This is a genomic window from Alishewanella sp. SMS8 (assembly GCF_030737935.1).
Taxonomy (GTDB): Bacteria; Pseudomonadota; Gammaproteobacteria; order Enterobacterales; family Alteromonadaceae; genus Alishewanella; species Alishewanella maricola.
This window is the reverse complement of sequence record NZ_JAPJEA010000001.1, coordinates 454,576-474,914: the sequence shown is the minus strand read 5'-3', so window position 1 is coordinate 474,914 and position 20,339 is coordinate 454,576. Positions and strand designations below refer to the sequence as shown.

18 protein-coding genes are annotated in these 20,339 nt (G+C 46.5%); 14 read left to right on the top strand and 4 right to left on the bottom strand.

The genetic code is table 11. The features are described from left to right. The first annotated feature begins 29 nt into the window (after positions 1-29). Positions 30-650 (top strand): heme-binding protein, encoded by a 621-nt coding sequence (locus ORJ01_RS02115; RefSeq protein WP_306176812.1) that lies wholly within the window; start codon positions 30-32, stop codon positions 648-650. 206 nt (positions 651-856) lie between these two features. Here the strand turns inward: ORJ01_RS02115 and ORJ01_RS02110 are convergent, their stop codons facing one another. After that, positions 857-1,654 (bottom strand): thioredoxin family protein, encoded by a 798-nt coding sequence (locus ORJ01_RS02110; protein ID WP_306176811.1) that lies wholly within the window; start codon positions 1,652-1,654, stop codon positions 857-859. Between the two features lie 186 nt (positions 1,655-1,840). Here ORJ01_RS02110 and ORJ01_RS02105 point away from each other — a divergent pair, with 186 nt between their 5' ends. The 11 genes from ORJ01_RS02105 to ORJ01_RS02055 all read left to right on the top strand — a co-directional run bounded on the left by ORJ01_RS02105 (position 1,841) and on the right by ORJ01_RS02055 (position 13,958). After that, positions 1,841-2,458: a hydrolase TatD gene (locus ORJ01_RS02105; RefSeq protein WP_306176810.1), complete on the top strand. Its 618-nt coding sequence runs from the start codon at positions 1,841-1,843 to the stop codon at positions 2,456-2,458. A 120-nt stretch (positions 2,459-2,578) separates the two neighbouring features. After that, positions 2,579-3,055, top strand: coding sequence for an NYN domain-containing protein (locus tag ORJ01_RS02100; RefSeq protein ID WP_306176809.1), 477 nt, complete (start codon positions 2,579-2,581; stop codon positions 3,053-3,055). Between the two features lie 115 nt (positions 3,056-3,170). Beyond that, positions 3,171-4,511 (top strand): pitrilysin family protein, encoded by a 1,341-nt coding sequence (locus ORJ01_RS02095; protein ID WP_306176808.1) that lies wholly within the window; start codon positions 3,171-3,173, stop codon positions 4,509-4,511. Next, positions 4,508-5,968 (top strand): pitrilysin family protein, encoded by a 1,461-nt coding sequence (locus tag ORJ01_RS02090; RefSeq protein WP_306176807.1) that lies wholly within the window; start codon positions 4,508-4,510, stop codon positions 5,966-5,968. The genes ORJ01_RS02095 and ORJ01_RS02090 overlap by 4 nt, the downstream gene beginning before the upstream one ends. A gap of 389 nt (positions 5,969-6,357) precedes the next feature. After that, a complete protein-coding gene (katG, locus tag ORJ01_RS02085) occupies positions 6,358-8,628 on the top strand; it encodes a catalase/peroxidase HPI (RefSeq protein WP_306176806.1) in 2,271 nt (756 codons plus the stop codon). Between the two features lie 275 nt (positions 8,629-8,903). Then, a complete protein-coding gene (locus ORJ01_RS02080; protein WP_306176805.1) occupies positions 8,904-9,815 on the top strand; it encodes an AEC family transporter in 912 nt (303 codons plus the stop codon). Positions 9,816-9,881: 66 nt separating this feature from the next. Continuing rightward, a complete protein-coding gene (locus ORJ01_RS02075) occupies positions 9,882-10,100 on the top strand; it encodes a DUF4177 domain-containing protein (RefSeq protein ID WP_226750785.1) in 219 nt (72 codons plus the stop codon). Then, a complete protein-coding gene (yidD, locus tag ORJ01_RS02070; RefSeq protein WP_306176804.1) occupies positions 10,101-10,349 on the top strand; it encodes a membrane protein insertion efficiency factor YidD in 249 nt (82 codons plus the stop codon). It begins immediately after the preceding gene. Beyond that, on the top strand, positions 10,333-10,737 hold the full coding sequence (locus ORJ01_RS02065) for a TM2 domain-containing protein (RefSeq protein WP_306176803.1): 405 nt from the start codon (positions 10,333-10,335) through the stop codon (positions 10,735-10,737). Before yidD ends, ORJ01_RS02065 begins: the two co-directional genes overlap by 17 nt. Positions 10,738-10,841: 104 nt before the next feature. Next, on the top strand, positions 10,842-11,828 hold the full coding sequence (locus ORJ01_RS02060) for a kelch repeat-containing protein (protein WP_306176802.1): 987 nt from the start codon (positions 10,842-10,844) through the stop codon (positions 11,826-11,828). Between the two features lie 75 nt (positions 11,829-11,903). Further along, on the top strand, positions 11,904-13,958 hold the full coding sequence (locus ORJ01_RS02055) for a bifunctional 2',3'-cyclic-nucleotide 2'-phosphodiesterase/3'-nucleotidase (protein WP_306176801.1): 2,055 nt from the start codon (positions 11,904-11,906) through the stop codon (positions 13,956-13,958). Positions 13,959-14,505: 547 nt separating this feature from the next. On the opposite strand, the gene ORJ01_RS02050 is transcribed toward ORJ01_RS02055, so the two are convergent. The 3 genes from ORJ01_RS02050 to ORJ01_RS02040 all read right to left on the bottom strand — a co-directional run bounded on the left by ORJ01_RS02050 (position 14,506) and on the right by ORJ01_RS02040 (position 17,513). Further along, a complete protein-coding gene (locus ORJ01_RS02050; protein ID WP_306177514.1) occupies positions 14,506-14,709 on the bottom strand; it encodes a response regulator in 204 nt (67 codons plus the stop codon). 213 nt (positions 14,710-14,922) lie between these two features. Beyond that, positions 14,923-16,572 (bottom strand): diguanylate cyclase, encoded by a 1,650-nt coding sequence (locus ORJ01_RS02045; RefSeq protein ID WP_306176800.1) that lies wholly within the window; start codon positions 16,570-16,572, stop codon positions 14,923-14,925. A gap of 131 nt (positions 16,573-16,703) precedes the next feature. Next, positions 16,704-17,513, bottom strand: a complete 810-nt coding sequence (locus tag ORJ01_RS02040) for a GAF domain-containing protein (RefSeq protein WP_306176799.1) — start codon at positions 17,511-17,513, stop codon at positions 16,704-16,706. Between the two features lie 311 nt (positions 17,514-17,824). Between ORJ01_RS02040 and ORJ01_RS02035 the strand changes: the two genes are divergently transcribed. Both ORJ01_RS02035 and ORJ01_RS02030 read left to right on the top strand, forming a co-directional pair. Further along, on the top strand, positions 17,825-18,640 hold the full coding sequence (locus tag ORJ01_RS02035; protein ID WP_306176798.1) for an alpha/beta fold hydrolase: 816 nt from the start codon (positions 17,825-17,827) through the stop codon (positions 18,638-18,640). Further along, positions 18,637-20,136, top strand: a complete 1,500-nt coding sequence (locus ORJ01_RS02030; RefSeq protein WP_306176797.1) for an ATP-binding protein — start codon at positions 18,637-18,639, stop codon at positions 20,134-20,136. The genes ORJ01_RS02035 and ORJ01_RS02030 overlap by 4 nt, the downstream gene beginning before the upstream one ends. The last annotated feature ends 203 nt before the right edge of the window (positions 20,137-20,339 follow it).

Sequence of the window (20,339 nt, the reverse complement as noted above, 5' to 3'; positions counted from 1 at the left end):
AATGCGTGTTCAACCTAAGGATATTTAAGATGACATTACTAAGAACAACTCTGTTATTACTGTTGTCGCTTTTTGCGGTTAAAGCGTTGGCTATCGAAGAGGCAAAATATGCGGTTGAAGTGTCTGAGCGTGATTTTGAGCTGCGTTTGTACGAGCCGCATATCGTGGCAGAAACCGCCGTGGCGGCCGAGTTTGATGAGGCGGGTAATGCGGCTTTTCAGCGTTTGTTTAAATACATTTCGGGTAACAATGCCGCTCGACAAGACATTGCGATGACGACACCGGTTGGTCAAGCCGCAGAAGGGCAAAAAATTGATATGACCACACCGGTCGGCCAGCAACAGCAAGCCGGGCGTTGGTTAGTCAGTTTTATGATGCCAGCTGAATTTACGCTTGATACCATTCCAGAGCCGCGTGATCCTTTAGTCAAAATTCGGCAAGTGCCAGCACAACGCATGGCTGCTATTACTTATTCCGGTTTTTGGAATGAAAAGGGCTATTTGCGCCACAAAGAGAAATTGATGCAGTGGATCAACGATAAAGGGTATCAAGTCGCGGGTGAACCATCTTGGGCTCGTTACAACCCGCCGTTAATGCCATGGTTTATGCGACGCAATGAAGTGTTAGTGCCAGTGATTGTTGCGCCATAGCGCAACACAACGTGATTGCAAAAAACACCATGTAGGTTGTAATCAAAATCAGTTAAGCATGACCTGTTTGCTCTAAATCAACCGTTGAAGGCCATGGATAGCCAGAATCGAGCCTCAGGGATGATTCATGGCGTGTTGATGTGAGCAAACCGCGTCATGCTGAACACTAACTGATCAGTATTTGTGTACGCTTTTTATTAATTTGTTTACTCTTTGTCCGCATCGGCAGGTTTTAGAAAACTAAATTCGTTATAGCTTGGTATCTTTAAAGGCGAGCTGGCATCAAGCATTGCGGCTTGCTGCAGGGCTTGCACATCGGCAATGATTTGACTACGAAACGTTTTCACCTCATTCCATACCGCGATAAATGTCGCGCGTTCGGCTTGCGGATCGGTCTCATAGGCCAGTAATAAAGGGCTTAGATGTTGATAGCCTTGGGCTAAGATTGTCGCTTGCTGTTGTTCAAAGTCGAGGATCTGTTGCTGTGCCGCAGTGTTAATGCTCGCTTGCTGTGATTGAGCAAATTGTTGTTTAAAGTCCGTCTGTAAAAAATACTGCTGATAAACCGCGGCATCAAAAGATGCGGCATTAGTCCACTGCATTAAGTCGAATTTATTTAATAGCTGGCGATTACTGGGATTAATAATCATCACCGTTGGTGTGCCATAATACAAGGGCAGCTGATACCGCATGGTGGTCGCTTGGCCGAATTCTAGATAGGCAACATCAACCAGCACCAGTTCAAATCGCTCGGCTAACGCAGCAGCAAAGGTCGGCTCGGCAAAGTGCTCTAGTAGTGCTACGCTGTCATGACACCAACTTGCCCCTAGCGCAACTAATAACAATTTGTTTTCTGCTACGGCTTTTTGCTCCAGTGCCGGTAGCGTTGGCAAGATCTGTTGTTCTGGCTGATACGTCAGACCACTATCGTGCTTACTTGCTGCCTGAACAGGCAACAGCACTAAACTAAAGATTATTAAGGCTAAGGATGTAAATGCGTTCACAGAGCACTCCAATTGGCGATAAGGTTACGGGATTGTTCACCCAAAATGACATTTGATAGCTAGCTTTTAGCACGATACCCTACCTTTTGTCATGCACGCTTTTATTCGCTATGCAGCATTGCCTTGCTGTGGTAACGGCATTTAGTCATGCTGTTGTTTTAAATTCAGCTATCAGCAGGAGACACCATGAGTGCCAGCCCTTTTCGATATTTTGATGATCAACGTTTAACCCTGCAATGTGGCAGTGAACTCCCAGCAGCACAGTCGTTATTAACATTTGGCGATAACCCAACCTTATTAATGCAACTGGCTGCTGCGCCAACGGCTGAGCAACTGCTTAACGCGGCAGAGCAGGCCTATGTTGACGGTTATGAGCAACAAGCCTCTAACGAGTTTGAGCTGCAGGGCATGGCAATAGCGGGTGTCGGTGATCCGTTATTACAGCTTGATTTGCTACAGCAGGTGATACCAGCGTTTAAACAACAACGCCACGGCGTGCCGATAACCTTGGTTAGCTTTGGGTTAGTTGCGCCCAGTGAGGCGATGTCGCTCTGTCAGGCGTTACTTGATCTCGGCGTTGAGCAATTAGAAATCTTTTTACCTGCCACTAATCCGCCCGCTTATCAGCAGTTAGTGCAGCCAACACAATATGGCTTTAGCGAGGTGTGCCAATTTATTCATACCGCCAGCGACGCGGGCTTGTATGTCAGTTGTTTTGCCTATGAACCGGTAAAACAGCAAAGTGCTTTACGTGCTTTAGCAAAAGAGTTGGGTGCCCGAGACTTTGTTGTGAAACCGGGTTGAACAGGCTCCGGCAGTTGTTTGCCTCAGTGTTATCTGCATTAATCGCAGCACGTCATTAAAAAGCTTGCGCCTCGCTACATTGCCAGTTAGCGTGGCTTTTTATCTTTAACGAGTATTTCAATGAGCAGTGTGACCATTCTGGTCGATGTGCAAAACATCTACTACACCAGCCGAGAAGCCTATCAGCGTAACTTTGATTACAACGCCTTTTGGCGTCTTGCTACGGCTAATCGCACCGTAGTAAAAGCGATTGCCTATGCCATTGAACGTGGCGATGAAAAGCAGCGGCAATTTCAAAATATTTTGCGGGCTATCGGTTTTGAAGTGAAATTAAAGCCTTTTATACAACGCGCCGATGGCAGTGCTAAGGGCGATTGGGATGTCGGTATTACGCTAGATGCGATTGAATACGGAGCCAGTAGTGACACACTGATTTTACTCTCGGGCGATGGTGATTTTGCGCTATTAGCACAGCGGCTCATTGACAAATATCACACCGAAGTCGAAGTGTATGGCGTGCCAAGCCTCAGCGCGCAAGCCTTGGTTAATGCAGCAAGCCGGTTCATCCCGATCAGTGACGATTTGTTATTAAAATAATCAGTAATCTAAACCATAAGCCAGGTTTTTAGGCTGAGCCTTGCTTTACAGCCTATGCTAGCAAGTATATCGTGTTGCACTCATTTACCGCACAGGTAATCGTTAAGGAGCTGTTATGACATTTTTTTCCACCGCCAGACGCTGGGCGTGTTGGCTAGGGCTGGCGAGCATTACCGCTTTGCCGACACTGGCGAATACCGCTGGGCAAGTTCAGCAATTTACCCTTGAAAACGGAATGCAAATTTTAGTGTTAGAAGATCACTCGATCCCGAATGCTAATATGTATTTATTTTGGAAAGTTGGCTCACGCAACGAAGCGCCCGGTATTACCGGCATTTCACATTTTTTTGAGCACATGATGTTTAACGGTTCAAAAAAATACGGCCCGAAAATGTTTGACCAGGTGATGGAAGCGGCAGGTGGTGCGAATAACGCCTACACCACGGAAAACTTAACCGTGTATACCAATTGGTTTCCGAACACCGCACTGGAAACGATCTTTGATTTAGAAGCGGATCGCATTGCCGATTTAGATATTGATCCAGACATGGTAGCCAGTGAAACCGGTGTGGTGATCTCCGAGCGCAGCACCGGCCTGGAAAACTCCAATTACCGCACCTTAAGCGAAGCATTAAAAGGCGTGGCCTTTCAAGCACATCCTTATAGTTGGTCGGTGATCGGGCATGAGTCAGATATTCAATCTTGGGACATCAAGGATCTAGAGCAGTATCATAAAACTTATTATGCACCGAATAACGCGGTAGTGGTGATTGCCGGTGCTGTGACCCTTGCGGAAGTAAAACGCTTAGCCGAGCAATATTTTGCGCCGATCCCCGCGCAACCGGCACCGCGCGCGGTCAAAACCGTTGAGCCAGAGCAAACGGGTGAGCGCAGGGTGTTTGTGACTAAAGCTTCTGCCACCTCAGCAAATATTATGCTGGGCTATCATGTACCTGCGACCTCCGATGCTGATTACTATGCATTAGAGCTACTTAGCACCATTCTCAGCAGCGGCAATAGCTCGCGTTTGCATCAAGCCCTCGTCGAGCAACAACTTGCCACTAACGTGTTTACTAATGTGCCTTTATCGTTTGATCCCAATTTATTTTATATCTATGCCGTGGCTCGCCCCGGGGTTGCGGCAAGCACCTTAGAACAAGCGTTATTGCAGGCGCTAAGCGCGTTGGCCCAAAACGGCGTAACCGCGAATGAGCTAGAAAAGGCTAAAAATATTCAGCTGATGAATTTTTATCGCGAGATGCAAACCATTAATGGTAAAGCCGATAACATTGGTACTTACCAATTGTATTTTGGTGATTACCGCAAGTTATATCAAACAGCCGAGCTGTTTAATCAAGTCAGTGCCGCCGATATTCAACGGGTGGCCGCACGCTATTTAACTCGGGCAAACCGCACCGTTGGCATTTTGGCCGCTAACGAGGAGACCGATCAATGAAACACCTTATCAAAAATAAGCTAGCGGTATGTCTTGTGCTGGCTACGAGTCTGGCGCTCAGTGGTTGCAGCCTGACTGCTCCCGCAGTAACTGCCCCTGCGTCAAATGCTAGCGATAACGCACCGTCGGTGTCGGCATTTACGTTACCGGATTATCAGCAAGTGGTGCTGCCCAATGGCTTAACGCTGTATTTAATGCCGCAACATGAAGTGCCCTTATTAAGTGTGCAGGCGGTCATTAGCGCCGGTGCTGTGCTGGATCAGCGCGGTGGCGAAGCCTTTTTAACCGCACAAAGCCTGCTGTTAGGTGCTGGCGATAAAAACAAGCAACAACTAGAGCAAGTCACTGATTTTATTGGTGCCAGTTTAAATAGCGTGGCTGGTAAAGAAGCCAGCTACCTCAGCATGAACTTTATGCAAAAAGATACCGACAGCATGCTGGATATTTTAGCGGCGGTGCTAAGGCAGCCGACGTTTGATGCGACAGAATTTAGCAAATTACATGCACGGTTAGTGGCACAACAGCAGCAAGCCAAAGAAAGCCCGCGTAATGTGATTGGCAGTTATTTTGATGCACTGCTCTATGGCAACCATCCTTATGCCAAAGCCAGAAGTGGCAGCGAGCGATCCTTGGCTTCTCTGGATTTAAAAGCGGTTACTGAGTTTTATCAGCGTTATTATCAACCCGATAATATTGCCATAGTGGTCACCGGTGATTTTCAAGTGAGCGAATTAACGGCGCAACTAACAGCGCGTTTTGCTGACTGGCAAGGGCAAAGTGCAGTAAAACCAGCATTAGCTGAGGTCAGTAAGCCCAGCCAAGCGCGGGTGTTGTTAGTGGATAAAGCCGATGCGACAGAGACCACATTGATGTTCGGTGGTGTCGGGGTCAGTCAAAACAACCCTGATTTTGTTGGCTTAGAAGTGATCAATACCATTTTAGGTGGCCGTTTTACCTCATGGTTAAATGATGAGCTGCGCGTTAACAGCGGGCTAACCTATGGCGCGCGTTCAGGTTTTAGTGCGTTAAGCCGCGGTGGTGCTTTTCAGATCAGTACCTTTACCCGCAGCGAAACCAGTCAACAAACCATTGAATTAGCGCTGAAAACCTACAGTAAACTGTGGCAGCAGGGCATCGACCAAGCAACCTTAGACTCGGCTAAAGCTTATGTGAAAGGCCAGTTTCCACCAGATTATGAAACGAATAGCCAGTTAGCGAATTTACTCGGTAGCATGCATTTGTATCAGCTAGATAAAGGCTACATTAACGACTTTGAGCAAAAAGTGGATAGCCTGACCTTAGCGGATACACAGCGGTTGATTCAGCAATATTTCCCACAGCAACAGTTGCAGTTTGTGTTAGTGGGTAAAGCAGATGAGCTAGTATCTTTTGCGCAAACGCTGGGCGAAGTGACTCGGGTATCAATTCAAGCGGATGGCTTTGCCGCCAGTCGTTAATTAATCATCCTTTCTTGTTGGGCTAATCTTTTTGGCTTAACTTACTAAAAAATCGCTGGTCAGCTTAAGCTATCAGCGATTTTTTTATGTCTGCTAAGATCCTCAAACTGTTCACCTCAGCTAAATCGCTGCATCACGGCAATTTCACCCATCGCATTTTTGCTTTCATCATATTAGTCGATTAGGGTAATCGTTTTAATTCACTCTAATCTATTAGCTAATTGCTATACTCTTTAAGTGCGTTGTTATCCAAGCCAAGACAGCAAAGCCAAACAGACATGCCGGCATGGGTAAACCAATTTGTAGCTCACACGTCTGCGCTGCAATCTTTAGAGTGAAATACCGTTTTTACTACAGGTGTATAAACGTAAACGCAAAGGAACCTTATAATGAAAAAACAACGTTTTAATAAAACCGCTGTGGCGATAGCCATGAGTATGTTGTTGTTGTCTGGCAGTGCCTTAAGTGACAATCATGGCAAGGCCGAAATGACTAAGCCCAAAGGCGCTATGGGCACAGGTATGGCAAAAGAAGGCCAAGCGAAAAATAATCAATTCTGGTGGCCGGATCAACTGGATCTGTCTGCACTGCGCGATCATGATGCGCGTTCAAATCCCTATGGCGGCAACTTTAGTTATGCCGATGCTTTTAACAAACTGGATCTGGATAAAGTTAAACAAGATATCGATAAATTACTGACCACTTCTCAAGATTGGTGGCCTGCCGACTTCGGCAACTATGGCCCGTTTTTTATTCGGATGACCTGGCACAGCGCGGGGACTTATCGCACCCTTGATGGCCGTGGTGGCGCCGGTGGTGGTCAGCAACGCTTTGACCCGTTAAATAGCTGGCCTGATAATGGCAATTTGGACAAAGCTCGTCGTTTGTTATGGCCCATTAAACAAAAATACGGTGAGTCGTTATCATGGTCTGATTTAATGGTACTGGCGGGTAACGTTGCGCTAGAAAATATGGGTTTTAAAACCTACGGCTTTGCTGGTGGCCGAGCGGACGACTGGGAACCGGATATGGTGTATTGGGGGCCAGAAGTCGAAATGTTAGCCAGTGATCGTGAAGATCGCGATGGTAAATTACAACGGCCGTTAGGTGCCACCCACATGGGCTTAATTTATGTCAATCCAGAGGGGCCAAAAGGCGTGCCGGATCCCATGGGCTCAGCGAAAAACATTCGGGTCGCGTTTGAACGCATGGCCATGAATGACGAAGAAACCTTGGCGTTGATTGCCGGCGGTCACACATTCGGTAAGATGCACGGTGCGCACAAACCCGCGGATTGTGTAGGTGCAGAGCCTGCTGCTGCCGGTATTGAAGAGCAAGGTTTAGGCTGGAAAAACAAATGCGGTAAAGGTCACTCTGAAGATACCGTCACCAGTGGTTTAGAAGGCGCCTGGACACAAGCACCAACTCGTTGGACGTCACTCTATTTAAGCAATTTACTGAATTTCGAGTGGAAACAAACACGTAGCCCAGCCGGTGCTATTCAATGGATCCCTACTGATGAGTCATTACATACCGTAGTGCCGGATGCGCATGTTAAAGGTAAATTTAACCCGCCTGTGATGACCACCGCCGATATGGCGTTAAAAGTGGATCCAGAATATCGCAAAATTGCGGAGCGCTTCTTAGCGGATCCTGAAGAGTATCGTTTAGCCTTTGCTAAGGCATGGTACAAGTTAACGCACCGCGATATGGGTCCACCACGTAACTTCTTGGGTAAAGACGTGCCGCAAGATATTTTGGTGTGGCAAGATCCGATTGATGAAAAAACTAAATCGACCATTGATGCCAAAGCCGTTAAAGATCTTAAAGCCAAGATTTTAGAAACGGGTTTAAGCGTGCCTGAGTTAGTGCGCGTGGCTTGGGCTTCTGCAGCCAGTTACCGTCAATCTGATATGCGAGGCGGCGCAAATGGTGCGCGTATTGCGTTAGCACCGCAAAAAGATTGGGCGGTGAATAACCCCGCTGAAACCGCCAAGGTGTTAGCGGCGTTAACCGAAGTGCAAAAAACCTTTAATGCGCGCTCTAACCGACGTCAAGTGTCGTTAGCGGATTTAATCGTGTTAGGCGGTGCTGCAGCAATTGAAAAAGCGGCAAAAGATGCCGGTTATACTGTTAATGTGCCTTTTACACCCGGTCGTGGCGATGCCACTCAGGCACAAACCGACGTCAATTCGTTTAGCTTGTTAGAGTTAACGGCAGATGGTTTTAGAAACTACTTTGACAGCAAAAACAGCTACCGCTCACCAACGGAAATGTTGGTGGATAAAGCCGATCAGTTAGATCTGAGCGTACCGGAAATGACCGTGCTAGTTGGCGGCTTACGGGCATTAGATGCTAACCACAGTGGCAGCAAACACGGTGTGTTAACCACTAAACCTGGTACATTAAATAACGACTTTTTCGTTAACTTGTTAGATATGTCAACCGTGTGGAAAAAGTCGGCTAACGATGGCGTTTACGAGGGCTTTGATCGCAAATCAGGCGCACAAAAATGGACGGCAACGTCAGTGGATCTGATTTTTGGGTCAAATTCAGAGCTGCGTGCGGTGGCTGAGGTTTATGCCTTTGAAACCTCTAAGCAGAAATTCGTTAACGATTTCGTGGCGGCATGGAGCAAAGTCATGGAGTTGGATCGTTAAGTTAGCGAAGCGACTGCTTTAAATCGTCATACCTTAAGGCCCTGTGTTGTTTAACTCAGGGCTTTTTATTTTGTCCGCGCTGCGGCTGTTTAACTTGGGCTAAAAGGCAAATCAAACGCGTAAAGTAGGCTGTTTTCGTAAGGTTATCAAGGCCATTTAAGGCATGTTAAATATCGAGGACCAATGGCTGTCACGCCTAAGGCAAAAAGGTATACTCATCGGCGCAATGAACACTTATCAGTTATCAGTTAGCTAGCCTGTTTTGGAGTTGTAGCATGCCGCCTTTTTATCTTCCGCTGTTACCTGATTTACTGTTATTACTCGGCGGCATGGGTTTACGTCGTGCTTTACCTAGTGCCACTTGGCAAGGTATTGATACCCTTAATTATTATCTGCTATTTCCCGCTTTAATTTTTGTGAGTACCTTACGCAGTGCACCCGCTTGGACTGATTTGGCGATCATCGGTACGGGGGTGTGGTCGGTTATTTTAATAGCTTGTGCCTTAGGAGCTATGGTGCGGCGTTGGGGGCCAGCGCGTTTTCTTGATTTTGCGGGGATGTGGCAAACCGCTTGGCGTTTTAACGCCGCGGTGGCGCTCGCATTGGTGCAAGTGTTTCCGCAGGACTATCGCGGTTTGATGTCAATTGCGATAGGGTTAGCAGTTCCCTTAGCCAATCTCTTAGCCGTAGCGGCGTTATCACGCGGCCAACAGCTAACGAAACGGCATATACTTCGCCAGTTAGTGACCAATCCTTTTTTAATTGCCAGCCTCGCGGGTATCTGCTTTTCGTTATTAAATGTCCGTTTACCTGAGCCGTTATGGCTTGCGTTAAGTAAGCTGGCGCAGGCGGCGATCCCACTGGCCTTGTTATCTATTGGTGCGGCAATCAACTGGCGGGCTTTAGCACAAATTACCCGTTTTCAGTTAGCACTAAACAGCATTAAACTACTGATTTTACCCGCCTGCATGTTGCTAGGTACGCAATGGTTAGGTTTAGCGGCAGCGCCCAGTGCGGTACTGGTGTTATTTGCGGCTTTACCAACGGCTGCAGCTGCGCATGTGTTGGCCTCGGTATTTGGTGCGGATCGGCAAAGTGTGGCGACCTTAATTGCACAGTCGACAGTGTTGGGATGTTTGACTCTGCCACTGTGGTTGCTTCTGATACAGCAACTGATAATATCTTAAAAAGTTAAAACCTAATTAGCGGCAGTGCGCCTAGCCGCTTCTATTCTACTTATCAAGGAGCTCGTCATGGCAACAACATATCGGGAATACAAAGTTTTACATATCGCCGAGGGCGGCTGTGGCACCATCTTTTTGGGCGCATCGGGTTTACCTTTAAAAAAAGTAGAAGCCGAGTTAAACGCGCAGGCGGCACAAGGTTGGCAGGTGGTTTTTCAGGTGATTGAGCAAAAACGCTTTTGGCTGTTTTGGAGCCGTGAAGCGATGATCGTTACCTTAGGGCGTTAAATGCTCAAGCCGTTGCTGTTAAAGTTAATCGCCTATTATCGGCGAACCGGCGGCGGTCAGCGCTGGTTTGCGGTTGACTGCAATTTTGAACCCACCTGTTCTGCTTATACCTATATTGCAATTGAGCGCTATGGCGTGCGCCGAGGTGTGTTATTGGGCTGGCATCGGATCCGCCGTTGTAGCCAACATGATAGTTTTTGTAAATGTATTGAGCCGGTACCGGAGACTGAAGATGCTAAAGCAAATTGAGGTGGATGCTCAGGAAGAGGCGCTACGCTCGCGCACAGCGGCCTTGCCCGATGCTCAGCGCCAAGCCTTTTATCAGAAAGTAAAAGACCAACTGAAAGATCCCGATACCTATGCTGCACTAAATTGGTTTTTTGTAGCGGGTTTACATCACTTCTATCTGCAGCAATGGCGGCATGGTCTGCTGAATATCTTAAGCTTTGCGCTGGGTGTCGCGTTATTGTTTACCAGTGTTTGGTTGACCGGTATCGTGCTGATAATGTTAGTGAGCATATACGAGTTTTATCAGTTGTTCCGTGCCCAAATTATTGTGCAAGATTGGAATAATCAATTAATGAACCGATTACTGGATAGTGGTGATTATCTTAAGCAACAAGCTGACCACCTCTAATTAAACCGCCATTTACTGATACCAAGCCAATGTACTGTGTGAGCAAATACACCACGGCTTGGTATGAGCCCACTTACTGTTTAATTGCTGCTGGAGTGACCTTAATGCGCATTGTCATATTATTTTTTCTGCTCTGTTCCTGCAATAGCGTTGCCACGACGCAGTGGCAACGTTTAGCTGATATGCCGCTTGCGGTTCAAGAAATTTATCCTGCAGCACATAACGGCAAAATCTACGTTGCCGGGGGGCTTAGCGATAGCCTGGATATGAGCGTGCAGCAAATGACCGCATTGGTGCAAGTGTACGATCCTGCCACCGATAGCTGGTCATTAGCAGCAGAGTTACCTGCACCGCGGCATCATGCTTATTTGGTGTCGGTGCAACAGCAGTTATTCCTGTTCGGTGGTTTTGTAGAGGCGAATGATGGCCGTTGGAGTGCTAGTGCAGATATTTTGCGTTTAGATGAAGCGGCTAAGCGTTGGCAAAAAGTAGGGCAACTGCCAAAGCCATTAACCGAAACCACAGCCGTGGTGATCGCTAATAAAGTGCATTTTGCTTCAGGTCGTTCACCGATTGCTCTAGAAAATGCGCAGTGGCGCGATCAAGCCGATGTGAATTGGCACTGGATCTTTGACCCTGTTACTTTAAGCGTGCAAGCCGCACCGGCACTTTCACAGGCGTTTAATAGCGCTGCTGCCGTTAATTTGGCTGAACAATTTTATGTCGTTGGTGGTCGGCAAGTAGGGAGCAGTAATTTAGCACTGTTGCAACGTTTTGATCCGCTAAGCGGTAAATGGCAAACGTTAGCCCCGTTACCCCAGGCGCAAGGTGGCCTAGCCGCAGCTGTGATTGATCAGCAAATATGGGTATTTGGTGGTGAGTACTTTACGGACGGTGGCGGTGTGTATAGCGAAGCTTGGGCTTATCAGCCCGAGAGTAATACTTGGCAAGCACTGCCTGCCATACCGATACCACGGCATGGTTTAGGTGCTGTGACCTTAGATAACGCGATTTACGTAATCGGTGGCGCTACCACGGTGGGGTTAAAAGATACTTCAGCGGTGCTTGAACGCGTACGGGTGGTAAAGTAACTATCGAATCAGCTAATGCGCGAGTCTCGTTTTAGATACTGGCGCACTTTTGTGAAAATTTAGGACCACCTTCTTATGCCACAACCTCGCAGTTCTATGCTCTTGCTGACGCTTTTAACAGGTTTATTTGCTTGCTCGCCGCCTAACGAGCAACCGGTTCAAGTTAAATTGCGCGTTTTAGAAACGTCCGATTTACATGCCAACATGCTGGATTTTAATTATTACAGCGGTCAAACCGATCCGAGTTTAGGCTTGGCGCGCACCGCCAGTTTAATTAAAGCGGCTAGGGCTGAAGTACAAAACAGCGTGTTGGTGGATAATGGCGATTTAATTCAAGGTAGCCCATTAGGTGATTATATTGCGCAGCGCGGCTTGGCTGAAGGCGAGGTCCACCCGATCATGCTGGCGCTAAATACCCTAAATTATGATGTTGCTACCCTGGGCAATCACGAGTTTAACTTTGGCTTACCGTTTTTATATCAAACGCTAGCGGGGGCTAATTTTCCTTATACCAGTGCCAATATTTATTGCGCTGAAGTGCAATGCCGCCCGGGTGTCGGGCAGGGCGATCATTTATATCCCCCTTATATTTTGCAGCAAAAACACGTTATTGATACTCAAGGGCAACCGCAGCAAATCACTATTGGCTATATTGGCTTTGTGCCGCCGCAAATCATGTCATGGGATAAACAACACTTACATGGCCAGTTGCGGGTAGACAGTATTATTGACACCGCAAAGCGCATGGTGCCCGAAATGCAAGCAGCCGGTGCCGATGTGATTATTGCGATTGCTCACTCGGGTTTAGGTCATACGGGCGCAGAGGTTGATCCGATGGCTGAGAATATGGTGTATGCCTTAACAAAGGTACCCGGCATTGCTACGGTGTTGTTTGGCCACAGCCATGCGGTGTTTCCCGCGGCGCAATTTCAACATCTACCAAGCGCGGATATCACGCAGGGCCTGCTCAACGGTATTCCGGCTGTGATGCCAGGGCGCTGGGGGGATCATTTAGGTCTGGTCGATTTGACCTTGCAGCAAAACGCCGGTAAGTGGCAAGTGGTCTCTGCTCAAGCGCAAACTTTAGCGGTGTTTGACAATGCTACTCAGCAGCCGAATGTGGAGGCTGATGCTGCTATTGTTGCCGCTGTTGCTGAGGCGCATAAAGGCACTATAGCCTTTATGCAGCGTAGTATTGGTATGGCCTCTGCTGATATGTACAGCTTTTTAGCACAAATTCAGGATGATCCCACCGTGCAATTGGTTGCCGATGCACAACGAGCGCGAGTGGCCGACCTATTGCCGCCGGAATTGCAAGATATCCCGCTCTTGTCAGCTGCCGCGCCGTTTAAAGCGGGTGGTAAGCTTGAGAGCAGCAACGATGCTGAGCAATATATTCAAGTGAGCCAAGGGCCGTTAAGTTTTCGTAATGCTGCCGATTTGTATTTGTATCCGAATACTGTTGTCGCAGTAAAATTAAACGGTGCTGAGTTAAAAGACTGGTTAGAGTGCTCGGCTAATCAGTTTTTACAGATTGATCTCACCTCAACGGCGCCACAAACGCTGATTAACTTGGCGCATTCATCCTATAATTTTGATGTGATTGATGGTATTCATTACCAAATTGATGTTAGCCAACCGAGCAAATTTAATCAGCGCTGTGAATTAGTGAATGCATCGGCAAACCGCATTGTAGATTTACGTTATACCGACGCCGATGGCAAAGTGTATCGGGATGCCGAGTTTGCGGCGAAAAGTTTTATTGTTGCCACCAATAACTATCGGGCCTACACCGGTATGTTTGCGGGTACCGGCAGTGATAAGGTGGTGCTGGAATTACCCGACACTAATCGTGAAGCCCTGGTGGCCTATATTCAGCAGCGATCACAGTATGATGCTGCCAGCGATCGTTATCTTAGTGCGGTGGATCCGCAAGCGGATCATAATTGGCGTTTGTTGCCACTGAAAAGCCCGGTGCAATTAGATTTACGTTTTAAAACCCGTGATTCAGTCGCCGCGCAGCAGTTCATTCAGGCGAATCAGTATTGGCCCATGACGAAGCTGGCGAGCGATAATGTTGGCTTTGCAGAGTATCGGCTCGATTTGCAAGTGGCAGCGCCGGCTAATTAGACCTCGCTGGAGGTTGTGTGTAGTTAAGAACGCTGTTGGCTAACGTTTTCGTAACAGCAGCAGGGAGCCTGCGCAGGCTGAAAGGGCACAGGGAGGTGATACGCTGTTTTGAGTGAATTGCAGCTGTTCAGTTCAGGCTCTCTCGGAAAAACTAACGTCTACTTTGCCCTCTTTGCAGGCATTCGATTTATCGTGAACCTAGCAAATTATCTCTAGTCGTGTGGCGAAATTTAGTGTGCCACTACAAAGAATGCCTTGAGCGAATAGCGATTGTTTAGAATAGGGGAATTGAAAAAAGAATGTCTGGGCTACCTTATTTGCGGACATTATTTTTTCCTGAACTTAGCATGTAATAATAAAATCTGTAATCAGATTGCCAATTTCAGTGTGCCATTACATATCAATACTACTTCAACATCAAGACTGAGTTGAGCTAGCCGAGTTAAACGATAAAATCGCGGTTCTGCTGGAGTGTACAGTAAATCAGCCCTCAGTAAAGCATGATACCGTTCAGCCTCATTGATAATTAATGTCTCGATTCCATAGTTTAATTAGCAGAGCGGAATTGTCGGTAAATAGCGTCTAGCTCATCCCCCAGCAAAGAGGGATCAAAGGGCTTTTCAATCACTGCAACAGCGCCAGAATTAAGGTATTGCTGCTTTTCAGCCTGCTGGATTCGTGCTGTCATAAACACAACGGGAATGTGCTGTCCATTAGGCATGTTGCGAAGCTCTTTTAAGGTCCCTTTTATCCGGCATCATTTCCATGCACACCTCCGTTACTGCAGCTTCACACAATTTCTGGCAAAAAGCGTAAATCACCGTTACTTTTTTTAGCAAAAATAAAACTTCAATATCTATTATGCCGCTCTTTACTCTGGAAAAACGAATCTCTGCTTTGCCTTATTTACGGACATTCGTTCTTTCGTGGCCTAGTAAGTCAATCCCTGTTGAGATAACCAAATTCAGTCCACTACCACATTTTCAGTCATAATACGCACTTGATTACGCCCTTGATGTTTCGCTTGATAAAGCACTTCATCCGCTGCGTTCATCATTATTTCTGCGTTGGCATACTTGCCAATACTTGAAACAATACCCGCAGAGAAAGTACAAGAAAAATGTTGTAATCCCGAACCAAAGTGGATTTCTCTGAAAGATACCAAGATATTATCTAGCAGCAATTTTGCATCTTCAGCACTACACTTTGGCAATACAACCAGGAACTCTTCCCCGCCATAACGACCGGCTCTGTCACTGCGTCGCAGTCTTTTGCTTAACAAAGCGGCAATGGTACTAATTACGGTGTCGCCCATCGCATGACCATGATTGTCGTTCACCTGTTTAAAATGATCTAAATCGACCATGGCTATACAAAAATGCTCGCCACTACGACTCATCCGGTCAAACTCAATCATTACCGCTTCTTTAATCGCAGCGTGTTTGACTAACCCTGTCAGGCTGTCACGTTCAATCAACGATTTAATTTCACGATTTCGGGCAAGCCTTAACTTGACGGAAGTCACCAAATTGTCATCTGAAATGGGTTTGGTAATAAAATCATCTGCACCAAAGGACAATGCCTGCAATTGTTGCTGAATATCATGCTCTGCCGATAAGAAAGTAATATGCAGACTGTTGAGCGAATCATATTGCCGGATAACACCGGAAATTTCAGCACCAGAAAAAGCTGGCATATGCATATCCAGCAATAAAACATCCGGTTTAAAAGCGACTAATTCAGCAATGATTTGTGCAGGATCACGAATAACCTGCACTTCAAACCCAGCAGATTTTAATACCCAGCTGTAATGCTCCGCTAACAGTAGATCGTCATCAAGAATACTCACTTTTTTGTCCGAAAAAGTATTTTCATCAAATAACTTACTGATCCGCTGCAGCATACTTGGAATATCTAACGGCGATACAAAACAACCCTGTGCTTTGTGGCGAACGCCCTCTATCCGAATCTCAAAACTGTCTTCTTCGGAAAAAATCATCAACCATGATTGTTTTTCATTCACACTCTGTAGTAATTCGTACTGGCTAAATAAGCTTTGATTAGCAAGGGTTACTGCACTAAACAACAAAGCGGGGGCTTGTTTTCGAAGGGCGCTGACGCACTCAGGAAAAGTATCAAATGTGGTTATCTGATAGCCAAAAGCATGCAGCTGGGCGTTTAATTCATCCCGTAACGCTGAAGACGCAAGAACCAGCCAAATATCTTGTCGCTTCAGCGGTTGTGAAAGTTGATTTTCAATCTGAAAGGCCGGCTCAGCAGCGCCTTGGCTCACTTCCGCCACAAAACGCTCAATCGCTTCTACCAAAGGTTCCAGAATATGGGGCTCAGCCAGTTGTGCACGATGTGCACTGATCGCGTGCACTTCAATTTGCCGGGCCAGATGGCCTAAATGCTGAAACTGAAAAGTGCCACAGGAGCCGGCCAATTGATGCGCCAGCCTAATAATGGCAGGTAATACAGTCTTATCGCCCTGCGCAAGCTGCTGTGCTGCCTCGGTAAACTGCGCAGATTTCAAGCCTAAAGTAGTCCAAAAATTAGCTTGCAACGCGGTCATAGCTTGTTGAATTTCGACAAGTGATTTGTTCGTCGGCAAATGCTGTACTCCTATACTTTGGTTTTTCAAGACTGTGGAAGATCCAAAATTGGGAGGCTTACATAAAACCGTTCACCGTTGCCAAGTTCTGAATCAAATCCTATCGTACCTTGCACCGCTTCAATCAATTGTTACAAAGCGGCAAGCCCAAACCTGTGCCACCTTCCTTTTTGGCACTGCTGGCATCGGCTTGTGAAAATCGTTGAAAATTTTCTGGGCAAATTCTGGTGAAATCCCTGGGCCCTGGTCCTGCACGTCAGCTCACTGGCCGCTAATTGCTGACGCGGTTGCGCTTGTAAACGATCTTCAATTTCCTGCTCCACGGTTTTGGTAAATTCTGTCGCAATTTCACGTTCGTTGGCTGTTAAAGTGCGGGGTTTTGAGTCAATAAAACACAAAGTGCCTATCTGCTCGCCCGATCGCGATAATGACACGCTAGCATAAAAACAAATAAAAGGTGCCTGAGTTACCAATAGATTATCGACAAAACGGCTATCTAGTAGCGTGTCCGGCACTTCAAAAATACCATGACCTAAAATGGCGTGCCCGCAGAAGGAAATGTCACGACCAGTTTCACAAGCATCCAGACCTTGCTTTGATTTAAACCATTGCCGCTCGCTATCTACCAAGGACATTAGCACAATTTCGCTGCATAAAACTAACCGGGCCAGGTGGGTAATGCGATCAAAGCGTTGTTCAGATTCAGTGTCCAACAAGCCTGTCAGCTGTAACGCCGGCAAGCGTTCATGTTCAGTCAGTAGTCGCGCCGGTACTTGCATTGACTTCTCCAAATTGGTTGACTTAAGTGTTAACAAGTAGCGCTGATAAATTGCCGCTAATTCATCGCCAAGTTGGGTGGCTTCAAACGGTTTCTCGATGACTGCGACAACACCGGCATCAAAATACTGTTGTTTTTCCGCCTGCTGAATACGAGCCGTCATAAATACCATAGCGTTTGACGACAATTATCTTTTTCCCTAAGTTTCGCCAGGGTTTGTAGCCCATCCATGCCTGGCATCATTGCATGTAAAAATTGTCACGAACGTGTCGGCCTATTCGGCGAAATAAACTATAAAATAGCTGCGAAATCCCGGATTTAAAGCTACATTAGCAAAACAAAGTCCAGTTCACTGAAATAAATCCATCGTAAACTTAGTTAGTTAAGTATTATACTTTTTAAAATATTGGCTTTACACTTCAAATCATATTTTTTTAAATGTCGGTAACGATTAATCTGACAGTGGGGTCTAAGATGGATGTTTTGCAACGCAATAACGTGCAAATTTCTGGGGCAATCGACCGACCTGTGTTGTTGTATGCACATGGCTTTGGCTGCAGTCAGGCAATGTGGAATGCGATTACGCCTGCTTTTGCCGGGCAAAGTTGTCAGGTCTTGTTTGATTATGTTGGCAGCGGCCAATCTGATATTACCAATTACAGCTTTGAACGTTACGCCAGCTTGCATGGTTATGCTCAAGATATTCTGGATATCTGTGATGCGCTGACGCTGAAAGAGAATGTCATTTTTATCGGCCATTCGGTCAGTTGCAGCATAGGTATCTTAGCGGCAAATGCACGACCATGCTTATTTAAAAAAATGATTTTACTTGGGCCTTCGCCCTGTTTTCTCAATCTGCCACCCAACTATCATGGCGGCTTCGAGCAATCTGATTTGGAAGATATGCTGGAACTGATAGATCAAAATTATTTAGGCTGGGCCAGCTACCTTGGCCCAGTTGTCGCAGGTACAACCAACGATTCAGTCGTCGCAGGTCAACTGTCAGAGAGCTTTTGTTCGACCGACCCGGTGATTGCGCGACATTTTGCCAAAGCAACATTTTTTGCAGACAACAGAGCCGATTACGCCGAACTGGCGGTGCCCAGCCTGATTTTACAACATCAGCAGGACGTGCTGGCATCGTTAGCTGTGGGTGAATTTGTGCATCAACAAATTAAACACAGCCAATTACAAATTTTGGATGTTACCGGCCATGCGGCGCATATGAGCCACCCGAAGTTGGTTATTGATGCGATGCGTGATTATCTCGACACAGAGCTGTCGCAGTGAAGAGTAATGACGAGCTTGATGCCCTGCCTTGCCCGGTAATCGTAACAGATCTTAACGGCTTAGTTATTTATGTTAATCAATGTGCGTTGACCACTTTTGCCATAGCTACGCAAGCAGATATCACGCAAATTGAGCAGCTGTTTCCGCCGGCAGCAGCAATCTTTTTACAAACACATGTCTGGCCAATGCTTCGAAACGAGGGGCTGGTTAAGGAGTTTTATTTAAAAGTAAAACGCACATTACAGCCACCGTTACCGGTTTTACTGAATATTCAGAAAGGTCTCTTTCAACAACAAGCCTGCTATCGCTGGGTGATTTTACCCGCAGCACAGCGGGCCAGTTTTGAACAAGAACTGCTGAGCACCCGGCAACAACTGCAGCAATTAGCAAAAGAGACCGAGTCTCATCGCTATATTTTACAAGCTGTACTGGATGGTGCGCAGGATGTCGCCATTATGGCTGTTTCAGCAGTTGGTATTGTTCGCTTCGTCAATCGCGGTGCCGAAATGTTGCTGGGCACACCGAGCCATCACTTAATTAACAGCACAGTAATGCAATTCTTGACTTCAGAAAGGATGTGCACCTACTTCCAGCAAGTCGCGATACCACAAAAAAGTGCTTCACCGGCTGCTCCGCCAAACGACCTGATTTCAGAATCGTTCGACACCGTGATTTACCGCAGCGATGGCCAATATATCGATGTGCAGTTGCATATCCGCCAACTCGATCAAACCTTACTTTCCGAGGATATGGAATTTATTATTCTGATGACGGATATCCGCCAACGTAAACATTATGAAAAATTACAGAACGATTTCATCGCGAACATCAGTCATGAACTTCGTACTCCTCTCACCGCAATCCTTGGCAGTTTACATTTGCTCAATTCGGGTAAGTTAGGGGATGTGCCAGAAAAAGTGAAAAAACTAATTGATATTACTGAGAAAAATTCCAATCGGCTGAAGTACTTAATTACTAATATTTTAGATTTTTCCAAACTCAAAGCAACCAAAATGTCGATTGAACTGCAAACGGTTTTTTTGCAACCTCTGCTCAAAGATGCGGTGGCTGAGCATCGCTATTATCTCCCTGATAAAAAAATTCAGCTTGAGTTAGAGATGCCAGAACAGCCAGTCAATATTGTGATCGACCCTCAGCGCTTTATGCAGGTGATGGCTAATTTACTGTCAAATGCGATTAAATTTTCCGTGCCGGATTCGAGAGTCAAGATTGTCGCAACATTAGAGGAGTCATGTGTTGTTATTGCAATCGAAGATCAGGGACCGGGTATCACAGCTGAGTTTCTACCCTATATATTCACGCAATTTAGTCAACAAGATAGTGTCAGCAATCGTCACTATGAAGGCTCAGGCCTTGGACTTGCTATTAGTAAAAGTCTGGTTGAATTGATGGGAGGGGCTATTGGCTATCGACCAGGAATTACTAGTGGTGCTGTGTTTTGGTTTAGTGTTTTGCGAGTTCATCACACCTCTTAGGCGGCTAATTCCTGCGATAAATGACTGAGTGTGTCAGAGACAATTTGGGTTAGCGCTTTTTTTTAATATGTTGGTAATGCGCGAACCTCTCGAAAATTTGGAGCGCTGTGATCCCATCATTCATACCAATGTCTGCTTTCAATGAAAAGCGCAGATTTAATCGAACCTCAGTGAATTTCTGCTTCTGGCATAAACAAGCTATT